The organism is Paenibacillus sp. FSL R5-0378 (assembly GCF_038009285.1).
Lineage (GTDB): Bacteria > Bacillota > Bacilli > Paenibacillales > Paenibacillaceae > Paenibacillus_AQ > Paenibacillus_AQ favisporus.
This window is the reverse complement of the sequence record NZ_JBBPAY010000002.1, coordinates 89,499-106,344: the sequence shown is the minus strand read 5'-3', so window position 1 is coordinate 106,344 and position 16,846 is coordinate 89,499. Positions and strand designations below refer to the sequence as shown.

The window sequence follows — 16,846 nt, the reverse complement described above, 5'->3', positions numbered from 1 at the left end:
GATCGCATGCTTACGAATGAAAGGATACGTTGCAGGCATCCTGACTATTCATCTATTGGTTCTTCGTTTTGCAGCATCTGGCATTCCTCACAAATCCCGTATACCTCAAACCGATGTCGTAACACCTTGTAATTCCCCGGCAAATCAAAACGATGGTCCATTGGACAATAATCAAAAGGGAGTGTTTTTTCACAATTAACGCAAATCAAGTGATGGTGATGGTGTGCAGAACAATTATCCCTAAATTTTAGGCCGCCATCCATAAAGTAGAAATGCTCCAATACTCCCATCTCACTTAACATCCGGAGATTACGGTACACCGTATCCAAGCTTACGCTCGGATAACGAATCGACATTTGATCGTAAACATCTTTGGGCGACAGATATCCTTCATGATCGGCAAAAATTTGCGCAAGCATTCTTCGCTGTTCGGTTACTCTCCATCCGTTTCGTGCCATCGTATCCAGCATCTCTCTAACTTTGGAATGGCTGTCTTTCATAACATCACACGTTCCCTTCATCAATGTACAATGCATCCCACCTGACGGAAGCTTCATCAGAAAGAACTCTGTCTTATTTATTTTATCAAAAATAGGGGAATGTTGTCATATGATCAAACGGAATATTTACCTGGGACACATTTTGTATTACACTTATTTGTAATATTTACGATTAAAAATCATGTTCGGCCCCTTAGGAGAATGTTAGTCACCAATAATCCGTCAGGGACCATTTATAAAAAACACACTACAGCATGAGGTGGAAACGATGAAATCGACCAGTAACCAAAGGATTTTTCCCCCGAAGGCAGAACGGCTCCGCCGTTTTGGTTCAACAGACCCTATTCCTGGTAACAAACCTACGGTCAAGGAACACATGACCGACCTGCAAAATTTCCGACAAGACTACCTGTTCCCCATTGATCATGTCGGCATTTGCCGGGTTAAACACCCTGTTCTGGTTTGTTCCGAATTGGAACCGAGGATCCAAAGCAGCATTGCAACGATGACGCTGACTACGAGCTTGCCTCGCGAGTCCAAAGGCATTAATATGAGCCGGTTGACGGAACAATTGGAACTTTATCGCCAAAAGGACTGGACAAGCAATCTTGCCGATCTGTGTAACTTTGTCCATGAGCTTGCCAAACGGATGGAACAGGATAAAGCCGAAATGACGATGACGTTTCCTTGGTTTTACGAACGAGCAGCCCCGGTTACCGGGAAATCCGGGCTAAGTCATGCGGAAGTGTCGATCAAGACTGGATACGAAAAAGGGAGGGATTTTACTGCGGAAGTCAGCCTTCGCGTTGCCGTCACCACCTTGTGTCCTTGCTCCAAAGAAATTAGTGAATACAGTGCCCATAATCAGCGAGGGACGGTCACGATGACTATCGAGATCAATCCCTTATTAGACTCGGGATGTGATTGGAAAGCCATCTTATTGGAGGCTGCCGAATCTAACGCAAGCAGTTCACTTCACCCGATTCTGAAACGTCCGGACGAGAAAAAGGTCACGGAACAGGCTTATGAAAACCCGCGTTTTGTGGAAGATATGGTGCGGCTTATCTCCGCAGATTTATATGAAATAGACGCAGTTCAAGCCTTCACTGTGGAATGTCGAAACGAGGAATCCATTCATATGCATGATGCTTATGCTGTAATCACGTACGATAAAAGAAAGGAAGCGGCGACGCGTTGACGTCGCCGCTTCCTCAGTTGATGACCTCCAAGTCTCCTTCCACTTCGACATACTTTTCCCGAAGCTGGTCCAACTTCTCTGGGGCAGGTTGCCAATATCCTCGTTGATGGCTCTCTAGCAACGTTTCCATCAAAGCGTGATAAGCCCAGGGATTGTTCTCCTGCATTTGCCGGCTCCGCTCTGCATTTGCCACATATACTTCATGCATCTGGTCGAACACCCAAGTGTCTACCATTCCAGTGGTAGCAGCCAGTCCCAGCACGTACTCAAACCGCTGGGCGATTTGTGCAGCGCCATGATAAGGGTGATCCAGGAGCGCGTCGATCCATTTCGGATTAGTCAGCCGAGTGCGTACACCTCGTGCAATGGCATGCCTTGCCGATTCGGTCTGAGGTTGCTCGCCCGTTGTATCTGTAATATGGATCTCCACCGGGGTTCCTTTTACCATCTCTACCGACTTGGACAAGCCTCCGAAATACTCGTAATAATGGTCTGAATCCGTGACTTCCCATTCGTGGCTGCTGCGAATTTGAGAGACGACATCTACTGCCAATAAATTGGTTCGAAACAACTCTGGTTCCGCACTCCCGCGCTCCCCCAGACTATATACATATTGTTGGCTATCCGCATAAGCCTGACCTAGCTCTGCCTCTGCACTCCATTGCTTTGTCTCGACCAATTTGGTCATGGTTGTCCCGTATTGGCCTTCGGCCGGGCCAAATATCCTAGCGTTTGCTAAATCCCAGGCGCGCTCTGACTTTTGACCAGCCTTCAGCAGGCCCTCCTCCGTTTTTCGGGTATGGGCCTTGAACATATTCATTTCATCAGGCTCATCGAGCCTAGAGATACGCCGGAAAATCCGGTTCAAATCATCCAACAGATTTGGAAACATGTCGCGGAACAATCCGGTCATATGCACCACAACATTCAAACGCGGACGGGCCAGATCGGATAACGGGATGATTTCGTATTCGCTTCGAAATGTCCCGATTCCTCTGCCCACGCGTACGCCCAAATAATGAAGAATTTGGCCGATGGTCTCTCCTTGAGTCCGGGATGTCTCCAATCCCCATAATACGATCGCCGTGGTTCCCGGGTATTCACCATGAAGTTCGTAATACTGACGAATCGAATTTTCAGCTGTACGCGCCCCTCGTTCCACCGCGGTAAGGCTTGGCACAGCGCGCGGATCGAATTGATAGAGATTGCGTCCGGAAGGCAGCACTTCAGGGGAACGCATGGCGTCCCCAGCCAATTTGGCACGGATGTAGCGGCCTTCCAGTGCCTTCAGCAGGCCTTCCATCTCTTCGTTATTCATAGAGCTTTCATAGGCGCGGTATCCATATTCCAACGTGTTCCGCAGGGCGTTCTGCCATTCTGGGGGCTCCCCCATGCAGAAAGGCGGGAGCGCCCCATTTTCAAGGTAGCTGTCAATCAGTTCTTTCGCTTCAAGGTCAAGACTTCGAAGTTCGTCTGTTCTCCCCGCAGCGACCAGGTCTTCCGCCCCCTTCCCCTTCCGCTCCGCCAACAGTCCACGCAAGGAACGAATGGTTCCCCGCTCGTGACGAAGCATGAACCGCATGTATGCTGCTGCCGCTTCCCGGGAATAACCCTCGCCAAGCACATGCAGTCCGCTTGGGATGAGCGACCGCTGCATCCGGTAAAGTTCTTCTTCCATTTCTTCTGGGGACTTCGCTGAAAAGTTCAGTGCCTCAGCTGTCGTTTGCATCTTGCAGAGGATATCACCGCAACGTTCGGGATCAAGCTGCTGCGCCTCACGATATTCATGCAGCATCGCATCAAGACCTGCCCATTCGCCATATAAGTCCGCCTCTATGAATGGAGGAGCCTGGTATCCAACCAATACGGCATGACTGCGGCGTTTGGCAATCATCGCTTCTGAAGGGTTCCCGACGTAATAATAATACAAATGGGGTAGCTCACCGATAAAGTCGTCAGGAACGCAATCGCCAGACATGCCGCATTCCTTGCCTCGTTGAAACTCCAGCGTCCCGTGAGTGCCAATATGTACGACTGCATCCGCTTCCCACTGTTCCCGAACCCATTGGTAAAATGCTGTGTACTGGTGTGTCGGGAGCAAGAAGCGATCATGAACGGATTTCTCCGGGTCCTCGTGAATGCCTCGCGAAGGCTGCAGGCCGATAAAAATATGACCGTTTATCAAGCCGGGAATTAGGAAAGAATCACGCTCTGTCATGATTTCACCAGGTGGTTGCCCCCAACGTGCCTCTGCCTCCTTCCCCCACGAACGAGCGGACAGCTTGTTCGCAAAATCTGGATCAACGTAGCGGATCATACCATCTGCTGCCTGCTCACCCGCCCAATTTCCGGAATTGACAAGCCCACCTTCCACAAATCGGGATCGAAGTTCATCAGCGGTCATTTCCTCGACATGATACCCTTCATGTTTCAGTCGGGTCAGCAGCCGCGATACGGATTCAAAAGTATCGAGAAACGTGCCCCCGAACACGTTGGCTTCTCCGGGAGGGTAATTATAGCAAATCAGCGCCAGTTTCTTATCGCTGTTCGATTTCCTTTTCAGTTCAAGCCAGCGCCGAATGCGGCCAACTACCCGATCGGTCCTTTCTGGAAGGAGCTCCAGCTTGTTTAAAGCAATATTCAGGGATGGATCGACTCCATCACGGTTCAAGGCCGCGATTGGAAACATTTCAATGCTGCCGTCCAGCTCAGGCAGTACGACTTGAACCATGAGCTGTGAAGCATTGACGCCCCTAACGGATTCCTTCCATTCGTCTTTTGTCGTACCAGACAGAAAAAACGGATGCAGGACAGGGGCTCCCAGTGCGTCGAGTAATTCCGCTGCATCTTCGACTGCAGCTGCCGGCCTAGCTCCACCCGGGCCAATTCCGAGACGAAAAGGAAGCAGGTTAACAATTAAATCGACCGTTCGATCCTCTCCAACCAGTAATTGGCGCAGATGATCCAATGAAATATTCATCACCGAGGGAAAGGCGATGGGCAAAACATCGGCAAATACCTCGATTTTGTCCATGATTCCCTGAACGCATTCTGCGAGGTCCATCGGATTGCCGTTGACGAGAAACAATAATGCAACCGTCGGCCGCTGACCCGTGTATCCCCGACTTTCCCGATATGCGGATAAGGAAGCAAAGTGAGTTTGACTGGCAGGATCAAAAATGCATAACTCCTGGATGAAAACCGGCTCTTCAGGAACAGGCAGCTGGTCGCAGCCCCCATATTCCCGGCCCAACAGACAAAGCAAGGCAAACATATTTTTCGTTCCGCCGCCTCGCCAATATTCCGTCATGTTCACATAGTTGTCATAATCCTTTCGCAGGTCGTCTGGCAATGCTTCTTCCTCGTTTGTGTGATGCCCTGGTAAATAGTCGGATGTCATCCCACCAATCCGAAGCAGCGAGCGGGTATCGTCGGAGTCTCCACCAACAGGAACGATCTGCGCCGATCCTTGGCTCAGGATTCCCTTGATCTGCTGGACGATCTCTTTGCGGACGCCATGAGCATCCAACACAACAAGATCAACAGCGGAGGACAAAAGCTGCGCTTCCAGCTGGGGCGGCGACTCGACCGCCTCACTGCCGCCCGGGTCTACAACAGCAAGCTGAAGCTGATGTCTCTGTCCTTCATCCAGCATGCGGTAAGCCGCCGATAAATGGGTTTGCGCGGTCTCGCTGTTCGTCAGTACAATGATCTTCAACCTCTCATCTCCCCACATGTTTTTGTAAGCGTCGGCGTTGTCCGACTCATTCAAACGGTTACAGTCCTGAAAAATGCCATATACACCAGCTCGACAGACCCTAACCAGTCATTTCGTCAACTAACCTACCTTTGCACCAAGCCCCTTACGGCGCGCTCGATCCGCCTGGCATCCAGTTCCTCCAACTGGTAGTATTGGGCATGCAAGCAGTCTGCCAATTGACGTGCATATCCGAGCCGTACGAAACCCTGTTCCGTGTCAATGACCAATGCTTGTATGCCTGCGGCTGAAATCCGGCGTCCAACGTTACGGATCTCTTGCCATTGGTCATGTCCCGAAGCCGTCCCCGTGTTTGCTTTGCCATCGGTGATGACGATCATTGCGGGGATCAGTCCGCTGCCTTTTCGCATCAAGGTATGAATCGTCTCCGCGCCTTTCTCCAGTCCGGCCAACAGCGGCGTCCTTCCGCCGACGGGCATCGATCTCAACTTGCGTTCGGCCAGTTCGACACTGCGCGTGATGTCCAGCAGCAGTTCTGCTCCACGGTCCCGGAAAGCGACCAAGCCGACGCTGTCTCGCTGCCGGTAGGCGTCACGCAGCAATGACAGTATCGCCCCCTTGACCGCCTTCATCCGTTTGGACGCGTTCATCGACCCGCTGGCGTCTACGACGAACAACAATGCAGTTCCCGTCCGGCTCTCCCGCACCTTTACCCGCAAATCGCTCCGCTCGACGAGCACATGGGGACGTGATCGGCCACCGTCGTCCTCTACTTGACGCTGAGCCCGAAGTTGTTGGTAAGGTGCTGCCGCCCGAAGCGTCGCATCCAAGGCCAAATCAGATAGGGTTCTACGCGGTGGCTCCGCTCGGACATAGCGCCCGTTTCGCCCGCCTTCGCTGGTATGATTGCGTTTACCCGCTTTCCCCTGGAACCGTTTATTCGGCGGGGCAAAGGCAATACGGCGAACATCGAAGCCGCGGCCCACGGCCTCAACGACGACTTGCGCTGTAGTACTTACTTCGTCGGAACGGGAAGATCCTCCGGATTCGCCTGAAGCATTGGGATCAGGTGCCGCCGCGGATTCCTCTCCGACGTCATCTGTTAATTCGCCACCAGGCTGCTGCTCCTCTTGCTGGCTATGAATACCTTGTTCCGGGGCCTTTGGCTGTTGAATGGAATTACTATCGCTCTCCGTCTGTTCGCGCTCCGTTTCTCTTTCCGATGTTTCTCCCGATGCACCGTTCGCATCACCAGCAAGCATCCGGTGCGGCAAAACAAACCCTGCTGCTTCTCGTACATGCTCGCTGCTAATCTCCGGCTGACCTTCCCAGGCGGCTAAAGTTCGCGCCAACTCCGCTAGCAGAATATCTGCGCGATGTCCTGTGCAGCCGGATTCCTTGACAATTTCAACAGCCAACCGCAGCATCGGCTCGCCAATCCGCACAGTGCATAGACGCTGCTGAGCCTGAGTAATCTTCTTGCGTAACGCTGCGGTCTCGGTTTCGAAGGAGAGTACAAACTCGTCCGAATTCCGTTCAAAAGCCAGCCTGCGGCGCATAATCTCCATTCGCTCAGATGGATTGGCCGAATTTTCTACGCGCACATATAGTCCCCAACGGTCAAGCAGAGCGGGATTCAACTTAACATCCTCTGGATTCATTGTTCCAAGCAGCAGGAAGGAAGTGGACTGCCAAACGGATATCCCTTCGCGTTCCGTTTCGAAGCCTCCATTTTCCGTCGTACTCAAAATCGCCTTAAGCATCCTTTCGCTCATCAGGTTCACATCGTCAATGGCCATCATTTGTCCATCAGCCGAGGCAAGCAATCCGGGAGAAAATCTTTTCTCTCCAAGGTGGACAGCGTCAGCCGTATCCATCCCTCCAAACAACCGGTCATCGTCGACATGAAGCGGAATGTAAATTTGCCGGCGTTCTGGAAGCAGGGTGGCAAAGCCACGCACAAGTAACGACTTTGCTGTCCCCGTCTCCCCGGCCAGCAGCACTCCATTTAAAGACGGATTTACGGCATACAGCATTAACGCCCTTTTTGCGCGCTCCTGCCCAACAACAGCGCAGAAGGGGTAAGCATAATCTTTAGAATGCATTGGAGGCCTCTTGCAGTAGATCACCAAGCATTTCCCTTATCCTCTCTACTCCTAATTCATTGTCCTCGAACGGTTTTTTGCGCATCCGATGCGGCATGACCATTAAGGCTGCCTCCACCAAATCTTGCGGCAGAACTTGGGTTCTCTCATTCAATGCGGCGAGCGCCATCGATGTCTTCATCAGGGTGATGTCCGCTCGATGACCGTCCACTTCCAAGCGAATTCCGACTTTTGCGATCCATTCTAACAGCTGTTCGGAAGGTTCGAGCTGGGCAAGCCGCTCACGTGCCTGCAGAATTCGTTCGAGGAGCGTAAACTGTTCCTGATAGAAACGACGTCTGAATTCTTCGGGATCCTTGTCAAAAGCCAGGCGACGCTTGACGACTTCCATCCGGCAAGCCACATCGCGTTCGCCTGCGACCTCCACGGAAAGGGCAAATCGATCCAGCAGCTGCGGTCGCAGTTCCCCTTCTTCCGGATTCATCGTACCGATCAGAATGAACCGGGCAGGATGTGAATGCGATACTCCCTCCCGCTCGACTGTATTCACGCCCATGGCGGCGGCATCAAGCAACGCATCCACGATCGCGTCATCCAGCAAATTAATCTCATCCACATACAGAATATTTCCGTGGGCCGCAGCCAGTAATCCCGGTTCGAATCGTTTTTGCCCTTCTCGGATCGCATGCTCGATATCTAACGTACCAACTACCCGGTCTTCGGTGGCGCTAACCGGCAGGTTAACGACCTGCAGACCGGGCATCAGATCGGCAAGAGCGCGTACCGCCGTGGATTTGGCAGTCCCTTTTTCCCCGCGAATCAAGACCCCTCCAAGCCGCGGATCCACGAGATTTAAGAGCAACCCCTTCTTCATCGTGTCTTGTCCGACGATCGCCGTAAATGGAAACACATCCGGTTTTACATCCATCGTTATCCTCCTTACCCCTATTTTTATTGAAGTGTGGACTTCATGGTTAAATACAAGAACACTTTCTATCTTCGCTCCGCTGGGAGCAAGCCGGTCACCAAACAGGTTAGCCGTGCGTTATCCGGATCGCGTTCAATACGCCCGTTTACGCCGAATACTTCTCCAAGTGTTTGCTCGGTAATGGTGTCCTCCGGCTTACCGCTTGCATATACTTCGCCCTTGTTCATCACCATAATTTCGTCTGAATAGCCGGCAGCATGGTTCATATCGTGCAATACCATGATAATCGTCATGCCGAACTTTTGGTTAATTTCGGATATCAACTCCATGATCTCCCATTGGTGGCTGACATCCAGATAGGTAGTCGGTTCATCGAGCAGCAATAGACGCGGTTTCTGTGCCAACGCCAACGCAATCCAGACCCGCTGGCGTTCTCCACCAGATAAAGCGGATAGTTTCCGCTGTGCAAACGGAAGCGTCCCCGTTTGTAATAAAGCCCAATCCACGATATCTTCATCCTCTTGACTCATCGCCGTCCAGGCTGGTTTGTGAGGGAATCGGCCATAGCCGACTAAGGTGCGAACCGTCATATCCGGCAATTTATCTTGGCTTTGCTGCAACATAGACAATTGTCTGGCCAATTCACGTCTCGTAAAGCTGCTAATGGACCGGCCGTTAAGGAGAATCGAACCCACGACCGGCTTTAACTGTCCGGCAATGGCCTTAAGTAGGGTACTTTTGCCGCAACCGTTCGGACCAATAATGCTATAAATCTTTCCTTCCTCGGCATGCCAGTTTAAACGCTCGATCACCTGGTGGTTGTTGTATGTAACAGACACATTATCCAGTCGCAGCGCCGTCATTCTCTTTCCCTCCTTAGCAGATACAGGAAAAATGGAGCACCAAGGACACCCAATATAATGCCGACGGGTAGCTCGATCGGCGCGAACATCAGGCGAGCCAGCGTGTCACAGATGGTTACCACTGCCGCGCCGAGCAAAGCGGAAGCGGGCAGCAGTACCCGATAATCGCTTCCGATGAGCATGCGGGCAGAGTGAGGAACAATCAGACCTACAAAGCCGAGCAGGCCAACGACACTCACTGCGCTGGCGGCCAGCAACGTAGCGATGGCCGTTAATACAAAGCGTGTCGCCTCTACTCTTAGACCAAGACCACGTGCGTTTGAATCCCCCAGCGTAAGCAGGTTGAGGTGAACAGCCGCGAAGAACGCCAAACACAGGCCTGCAATGGAATACGGGAGCATCATGTTCAGCTCCGGCCAGCTTTTAGCAGCCAACCCGCCAACAAGAAACACCAGTGCACCATTGACCCGATCACTATAGAAGGTGAGCATCGCTGAAATGCCGGAACCGAGAAAAGCAGATACGGCCACGCCTGCGAGAATGATGCGAACGGGCTGGACACCCTGTTTCCAGGCCAGCACATAAATGATGGCGGCTGCACCGGAAGCCCCGATAAAAGCTACGGGTGTAAGCAGAGACCACGCGTGAGGAAACAAAATAAGAATGATGATACCTAGTAAACCAGCTCCAGAGGAGACTCCGATGATATGCGGGTCAGCTAGCGGATTACGCATGACTCCCTGCAGAATGGCCCCCGATAAAGCCAAATTTATTCCCACCAAGGCCGCAACCAACGTGCGCGGCAGACGAATGTTCCAGATCACTTCTCTCATCGGACCATCAAATCCATGAAATAGATATCGCCAAATATCACCCAGTGTAATCGAGACCGCCCCGGTACCAATGCTGAACGCGATGCCGGCAAGTGCTACAATCAGCATCGCTGCAAGTACAAGGACGGCTCTGGGAACTGATATTCGTTTTTGGATATTAGTCTTCATTGCCGTATACGTCGGGATAAACGAGCTTTGCTAAATATTCGACCGACTCGTTTAACCGAAAACCTGGGTTCGACAGCAGCAGATCCGAGGGCAAAATCGCCATTCGTTTTTCCTTCACTGCGCGAAGCGAGGACCATGCCGGTTGACTTGCCAGATCTGACTTGATTTTTTCCTCACCGTCCTCACGTGCTCCGTGGATAAGAATAAAGACATAATCCGGATTCAGCTCCACGATTTTTTCCAGGCTGAAGGGGGCTGTGGATGGGCTCTTCTGTGAACCAGCTAGCGTTGCCGCCACATTTTTCATATGTAGCATTTCTGCAACTTCAATGCCTACCGTATTTTCTCGCTGCACGGAAATACTGCTCGGCGTGATGTTCAGCATGATAAAAGTAGGGGCTTGGACAGTCGGTACCTTGGCTGTCAGATCATTGATTTGTTGATCCAGCTTGGTCAATGCCTCCGTTGCTTTCGCCTCCGTACCAGCTAACTTGCCGAACAGTTGGGCTTTTTCCTTCAGGTCAGAGTAGCTACTAAGTGTAAAGAGAGCAAACGGAACATGGCTTGCGTCAAGAACGCTTGCCAGATCGCGATGAAACGAGGTAGAACCGATCACCAGATCCGGTTTTAAGGAAAGCAGTTTTTCCGTGTTAACCGTTGTTATGCCGCCAACATTCTCAATTCCTTTCGCCTTTTCCGGCACAGTCCCCCCCGTCGAAGTGGCCTTGGCAATGGCGCTTCCATCAACCTCGTACAATAAATCCAGCAATTGCGGGGAAAGCACGATAATTCTTTTGGGCTGCGATGAGAGCGTCACTTCACGATTGATATCATCCGTAAACTTGAGAAACGGCTGCACCTGGCCCCCTTCAATAGAAGTTGAAGACTCGAGTGACTTGACGTTTGAAGCTTGGGAATCGTTTACCGACTCCGTTGCCGTATTGTTAGCCACCGGGGATGACGCACAGCCAGCGACGCCAACAAGCAGCAGACTTCCTAATAAAATGAGTGTAGATTTCTTGATTGAAAGCATAGATTCAAGCCTCCTATATCGTAATTATTACAGTTTACAAGCGAAGTTCCCTGTTGTTCTGCTAATTCATATCAGCATTCCTGTCCATCTCCCATTGGACAAAGCTTTCGGCGCAATGATGCAACAATATACAGAAGGAGCGGTTATGTCCGATAAAAAATGAAGAGAGATCATATCGGTCCCGTAGTGGCTCGAACGTTACGAGTAAACGATGTTTCATCATTCTTATGGCAAATTGCACGAATCGGTGGGCTTTCTCAGACGCGAACAAAGTTATGTAAGCATACATTGAATGATCTACCGGCTCATCCAGCGGACTCACACCTGCGCAGGAAAATTCGGTTTGAAGCCCCAATCGCTTCAGGCTAACAAGCGCACCAAATATCTCCGTATCCACCTCAATGTTACCGAGCCATGCCGTTTGTTTAGTCCGTCTTCTAGGTTTGACACATTCTACCCAGTTTGTAAGCTCCAAGTCTCTTCGTTGCCAACGTTCTTGGGAATGGATGCTGATTACCTTTTCCCCTTCTTTCATCGTGCTCCAGTATGCCAACAATCTCCCCCCATTCGTTAAACAAATCCCTAAAACTTGGGCAGTGGATCGCTCAAAGACTTTATCGTTGAAACACTTTAGGCTTGTATTCCAAAAAAGCATTTTCAAGATGTGCCATACGAAGCAGACTGTCTTCAATAATAGCCTTTCGTTTTGCCTTGAGAATAATTTGTTCCATATCGGCAAAACTGCAGCCTGTTAACAATCTGGGCACCTCCTTGGTAATTGTCTCCTCATGTTCAAAATCGTCCAGCTGCAGGCGAATAAATTGGTTCCTGTCCTTATCATCCGGCATGTTGTAAGTCATTTTCGTATCAAACCGACGCCAGATTGCCTGATCTAATTCCACCTCAAGGTTGGTCGCCGCAATGAATACGCTATCCCCTTCAAATTCATCCAGGCATTGCAGCAAGGTATTCACGACTCTCGCCATTTCTTTGACTTCGTCATTGTTATCACGCGTTCTGGCAACTGCATCGAATTCATCCAGGAACAAGACACAAGGAGTAGTTTTGGCATACTCAAAAATTTTGCGGATATTGCTTCCCGTCTCTCCCAAATGGCTGTGGATCACCGCATCTAACCGTACTAAAATTAACGGGAGCTCTAATTGGGCAGCAATATAAAAAGCAGTTAGCGTTTTGCCGGTGCCCGGTGGTCCGAACATCACAATTTTATTGGGAATCGGAACTTCAAAATGTTCGAATTTCTCTTTCATCCCCAGGATGGTAATAAACTCCTCAACGATTTTCTGATTGATTGATGTAAGCACGATACGCTTTACTTTTTTTTGCATTCTTTTGGCGCATAATAGGTCGCCATATCTGTACCCTTGGATTTGGGAAGATGTAAATTAGTGTTCTTTTTACTCATTTTAGACGAACTCCTTTAATTACTTCGTAACGATTTGACTCTCCACCTCAGACATCCAACAGATACATTAGATCCAATTCAACCTCTTCCAACTGCAACTCGAAACCCGGATGAGGCGTAATGGATTCGAGCCAAGACCATCACCTCCATTTCACAGTAATTTTTATGATTTGATGTTAAGTGTAAAAATTACGATAAGGCAGCAGAGCACCCTATACTTGCGATAACAATAAATAACTAAGCCGCAAGTTTTGTCGGCTTCTTGCAAAAACAGCGCCATAAAATGGCGCTATGAATAAATCGTTCATGCCTGCACTTACCAGCTTGCCTTTTTCACCCCGGGAATCTGTCCGCGATGGGCCAGTTCGCGAAATACGATGCGGGATACTTTGAATTTGCTAATATATCCCCTAGGCCGGCCAGTCACAGAACAGCGATTATGCAGGCGAGTGGGTGATGAATCACGGGGCAGCATTTGCAAGGCCTCATAATCCCCTTTTTTCTTCAATTCTCTGCGCTTCTCAGCATATTTTTGAACTAGAGCCTGCCTTTTCTGTTCTTTAACAATCTTCGATGTCTTAGCCATCCTTGATCCCTCCTTTTAACTTGCGGCACAAGAACCGCATAGACCGTAAACTTCAAATTTGTGCGAAACAACCTGGAATTCTGTCGGTAAATTCAAGTCTTTCTCCAGCGGGCAAAAATCGATTGGGATCGTTTGCTGGCATTGAATGCATATCAAATGGTGGTGATGACGGTCCGGACCACATCTAAGCTTGAACCGGACCCCCTCTGGAAAATCGAACTGTTCAATCAGGTTGAGATCCGCCAGCAAGCGGAGGTTACGATACACCGTATCATAACTGACTCCCGGAAGATGCTGGGCAATATAAGAGTGAACCTGACGCGGTAACACGAACCCGTTGGAGGCAGAGAACAACTCTGCTATCCATCTTCGCTGCGAGGTTATGCGCAGGCCTTTGGACTTCATAGCTTGAATCAAGCGATTCGACATGTTCTCTACCTTCTCTTCCCCCCGGTTTTCATATCTGTATAATTAATTCGTCTATCCGTCTGTTGATATTACTCGTTCAGCGCTGTCTTCAAGGCTTTTAAATTTTGTTGCATTACCGCAATGTAATCAAGGCCGTCAGCCATCTCTTCTTCCGTCAAACCTTCAATTGGATTCAGAACATCAGACTTGGCTCCGATTTCTTTTGCAATCGTATCCGCTATCTTGGAAGACACCAGTGTTTCAAAAAAGATCGTTTTCACGTTGTGTTCTTGCGAGAACTTAACAATTTCAGCCATTTGGGCAGCAGATGGCTCTTGTTCAGGTGAGAGTCCTGCGATTGGAACTTGAGTTAGCCCATACTGCTTCGCTAAGTAACCAAAGGCAGCATGCTGAGTGATGAAATCCTTACGCTTGGTGTCTTTCAAAGCATCGGCATACTCCTTGTCTAGCGCTTCCAGCTTCGTTATATAAGCATCAGCGTTGGATTTAAACTGATCGGCGTACTCCGGTGCCGCTTCAGACAAGCCCTTCTCAATGTTATGAACCTCTTGAATTGCCAGTTTCGGAGACAACCACACATGCGGATCCAAACCACCGTGGTCATGATCGTGATCACTTTCGTCGTGGCCCTGTTCTTCTTCAGTGTGTGCATGTTCAGCCTCTTCACCATGTTCATGCTCTTCTGAGCCTTCCATTATTTCGATACCCTTGCTGGCTTCAACGCTTTTAAGTCCCTTACCCGCACTATCAAGTACTTGTTCCACCCAGCCTTCCAAACCTGCCCCGTTGTATACGAGCACATCAGCCTCCGAAATGGCAGCCATATCCTTCGCTGTCGGCTCCCAATCATGCGGTTCCATGCCTGGAGGAACAAGATTTTCCACATCCGCCAGATCACCAGCCACATGTTTCGTAAATTCATACATCGGATAAAAACTCGTCTTGATATCCAATTTTTCCGTTACTTGCGTTTTTTCAGTGGACTCAGGTGCAGCAGCTGATCCGTTATTTTCAGCAGTATTGTCCGCTGTATTCGCTTTTGACCCACACCCGGATGCAACCAGCATCACCGACAAGGATAAAACGGCTAAACTACGACTCAAAACTCTCATTTTTCGTAAACTCCTTCTTTTTATTTATTTTTTTGGAACTGCGCCGCCCATAAACATGTTGCAGCTTTTGCATCATCATGGTTGCCAGCAGGACAACAAGTAAAATCAGTGCAATCGTCCCGCCTGGCGGGGTATCGATATAATAAGACAGACTCAGACCCGAAAAAACGCCAACCAGCCCCGTCCCCACAGAAATCAGAATCGCTGCAATAAAGCCTGATGCTAATCGCAAAGCCAATGAAGCCGGCAGTACAATCAACGCGGAAACCAGAAGAACCCCTACAACGGGCATAGCTGAAGCAACGATCATCCCGGTCAAAACCGCAAAAGAAAACGACAACAGCTTTACCCGTGCGCCTGAGATCGCAGCGGTTTCTTCGTCAAAAGTAAAATTGTAAAGAGGACGGCGCAGAATAATAAAATAGAGCAAGCCGACCAGCGCCACGACGGCAATGAGAAGCAGTTGAGTATCGCTCACTGCCACGATGGAACCGAACAGATAAGAGCTGAAGCTCTTGCTCCAATTTTGCTTTAGATTCATCAGCACGACAGCAAGCGCCAGACCCGATGTCATGATGATGGCAACAGGCAGTTCGCTGTAAGTGCGGTAGGAACGTCGAAGTTGCTCGATCACAAGGCCTGCGGCTATAGCCAAAACAAAAGCGCTGAGGGAAGGATTCAGATGCATGACGGATCCCAAAGCTACCCCAGCAAGGGAGACATGAGACAACGTATCCGCCATTAATACCTGACGGCGAAGCATGAGGTAAACGCCGAGCAACGGAGCGATAATCCCTATTAAGCCTCCCGCCCAAAAGGCACGCTGCATAAATTCGAAACCGAACAATGCCAACTTTCATCCTCCTTCCGCTCTAATTTAACCAATGTATCGAGATAGGGCATCGCTTCATCGAGCTCATGGGTCACCATAATAACCGTTTGGCCATGCCGCGTAACGCTATCTCTTAACAACTCGTAAAGTTTTATCCGGCTTGCCTTATCCATGCCCGTCATAGGCTCATCCAAAACAAGCACTTGCGGCTCCTGGGCTAGGGCACGAGCAATACATACACGTTGCTTTTGACCACCCGACAGTTCTCCAATTCTTCGATCGCGAAACTCCCACATGCCTACCTGTTTCAAACTTCGCTCAACTACCTGCTGATGCTCTTTCCTAAAACGACCAAATAGCCCCATGCGGGAATACATCCCTGACCGAACCAACTCAATAACCTTGCTAGGAAAACCGGCATTAAAGGAAGACACTTGCTGGGGTACATACCCCACTTCTACCTTTGAACCGTCCTTATTGGCCCGGTTTAACCAGACAGAACCGCTCCAAGGCTTGATCAAGCCCATCATAAGTTTCAATAAAGTGGATTTTGCTGCACCGTTCGCTCCCGCAATCCCTATAAATTGTCCGGCATGAATGTCCAGAGACAAGTTTTCGATAACCGGTTCATTACCGTAACCAAACACAACATCGCGCATGGACGATACCATCATATCCATCTCTCTTTTCTTAATCGTAATCATTACGCATTTAACGGATTACATATTATCGTAATAATTCTGATTTGTAAACCCTTTTTGGCGTCAAATGCTCTAGATCATAGAGACTTGGCAGGTAATAGAGCCCCAAAAGATATTCCCCGTCAAAAGAGTCGTCATAGGAGAAAAGTGGATCTTCACCGGTATCCAAATTGTAATGAATGTGACTCCGTTACATTCACGGTTTAAGCAATTCCTATGTAATCCCAATTAAGCAGCAGTCAAGGAATGAATAGGATAAGTAGTTATCAAGAACAAGCGGAAATCTTACGATTAAATGTATTCCTTTGCTGAGACTTAAAACGACGGCAAACAGCCGCCCGTTTTTTAGGATCAATACTTACCCTATTCTCAAAACTGAAGGTATTCCCGGAGAGACTTTTGTTCAAATGGATG

13 protein-coding genes and 1 pseudogene are annotated in these 16,846 nt (G+C 49.6%); 1 reads left to right on the top strand and 13 read right to left on the bottom strand.

The window, feature by feature from the left end; genetic code table 11:
* Positions 1-44: 44 nt before the first annotated feature.
* Positions 45-521 (bottom strand): Fur family transcriptional regulator, encoded by a 477-nt coding sequence (locus tag MKY74_RS34015; protein ID WP_208629393.1) that lies wholly within the window; start codon positions 519-521, stop codon positions 45-47.
* A 247-nt stretch (positions 522-768) separates the two neighbouring features.
* Here MKY74_RS34015 and folE2 point away from each other — a divergent pair, with 247 nt between their 5' ends.
* Entirely contained in the window at positions 769-1,698 is a 930-nt protein-coding gene (folE2, locus tag MKY74_RS34010; protein WP_076175297.1) for a GTP cyclohydrolase FolE2, read from the top strand.
* 13 nt (positions 1,699-1,711) lie between these two features.
* On the opposite strand, the gene MKY74_RS34005 is transcribed toward folE2, so the two are convergent.
* From MKY74_RS34005 to MKY74_RS33950, 12 genes and pseudogenes are all read right to left on the bottom strand, one after another.
* The gene (locus MKY74_RS34005; protein ID WP_244169421.1) at positions 1,712-5,353 is read right to left on the bottom strand and encodes a cobaltochelatase subunit CobN; all 3,642 of its coding nucleotides are present in this window, start codon (positions 5,351-5,353) and stop codon (positions 1,712-1,714) included.
* A 188-nt stretch (positions 5,354-5,541) separates the two neighbouring features.
* Positions 5,542-7,521 carry a VWA domain-containing protein gene (locus MKY74_RS34000; protein WP_076175302.1) on the bottom strand — a complete coding sequence of 660 codons (1,980 nt, stop codon included), beginning with the start codon at positions 7,519-7,521 and terminating at the stop codon, positions 5,542-5,544.
* The gene (locus MKY74_RS33995; protein WP_076175305.1) at positions 7,511-8,449 is read right to left on the bottom strand and encodes an ATP-binding protein; all 939 of its coding nucleotides are present in this window, start codon (positions 8,447-8,449) and stop codon (positions 7,511-7,513) included. Before MKY74_RS33995 ends, MKY74_RS34000 begins: the two co-directional genes overlap by 11 nt.
* 65 nt (positions 8,450-8,514) lie before the next feature.
* Complete coding sequence (locus tag MKY74_RS33990) at positions 8,515-9,312, bottom strand: ABC transporter ATP-binding protein (protein ID WP_076175307.1); 798 nt, start codon at positions 9,310-9,312, stop codon at positions 8,515-8,517.
* Positions 9,309-10,313 carry a FecCD family ABC transporter permease gene (locus MKY74_RS33985; protein ID WP_076175309.1) on the bottom strand — a complete coding sequence of 335 codons (1,005 nt, stop codon included), beginning with the start codon at positions 10,311-10,313 and terminating at the stop codon, positions 9,309-9,311. Before MKY74_RS33985 ends, MKY74_RS33990 begins: the two co-directional genes overlap by 4 nt.
* The gene (locus MKY74_RS33980; protein ID WP_076175311.1) at positions 10,303-11,346 is read right to left on the bottom strand and encodes an ABC transporter substrate-binding protein; all 1,044 of its coding nucleotides are present in this window, start codon (positions 11,344-11,346) and stop codon (positions 10,303-10,305) included. The genes MKY74_RS33985 and MKY74_RS33980 overlap by 11 nt, the downstream gene beginning before the upstream one ends.
* Before the next feature lie 614 nt (positions 11,347-11,960).
* Positions 11,961-12,772: pseudogene (locus tag MKY74_RS33975) on the bottom strand (AAA family ATPase).
* 316 nt (positions 12,773-13,088) lie between these two features.
* A complete protein-coding gene (gene rpsN / locus MKY74_RS33970) occupies positions 13,089-13,358 on the bottom strand; it encodes a 30S ribosomal protein S14 (protein ID WP_076175313.1) in 270 nt (89 codons plus the stop codon).
* Between the two features lie 15 nt (positions 13,359-13,373).
* A complete protein-coding gene (locus tag MKY74_RS33965; protein WP_076175315.1) occupies positions 13,374-13,787 on the bottom strand; it encodes a Fur family transcriptional regulator in 414 nt (137 codons plus the stop codon).
* A gap of 68 nt (positions 13,788-13,855) precedes the next feature.
* Positions 13,856-14,899: a metal ABC transporter substrate-binding protein gene (locus MKY74_RS33960; protein WP_076175317.1), complete on the bottom strand. Its 1,044-nt coding sequence runs from the start codon at positions 14,897-14,899 to the stop codon at positions 13,856-13,858.
* On the bottom strand, positions 14,880-15,752 hold the full coding sequence (locus tag MKY74_RS33955) for a metal ABC transporter permease (RefSeq protein WP_076175319.1): 873 nt from the start codon (positions 15,750-15,752) through the stop codon (positions 14,880-14,882). The genes MKY74_RS33960 and MKY74_RS33955 overlap by 20 nt, the downstream gene beginning before the upstream one ends.
* Positions 15,698-16,405, bottom strand: a complete 708-nt coding sequence (locus tag MKY74_RS33950; RefSeq protein WP_076175321.1) for a metal ABC transporter ATP-binding protein — start codon at positions 16,403-16,405, stop codon at positions 15,698-15,700. The genes MKY74_RS33955 and MKY74_RS33950 overlap by 55 nt, the downstream gene beginning before the upstream one ends.
* Positions 16,406-16,846: the final 441 nt, after the last annotated feature.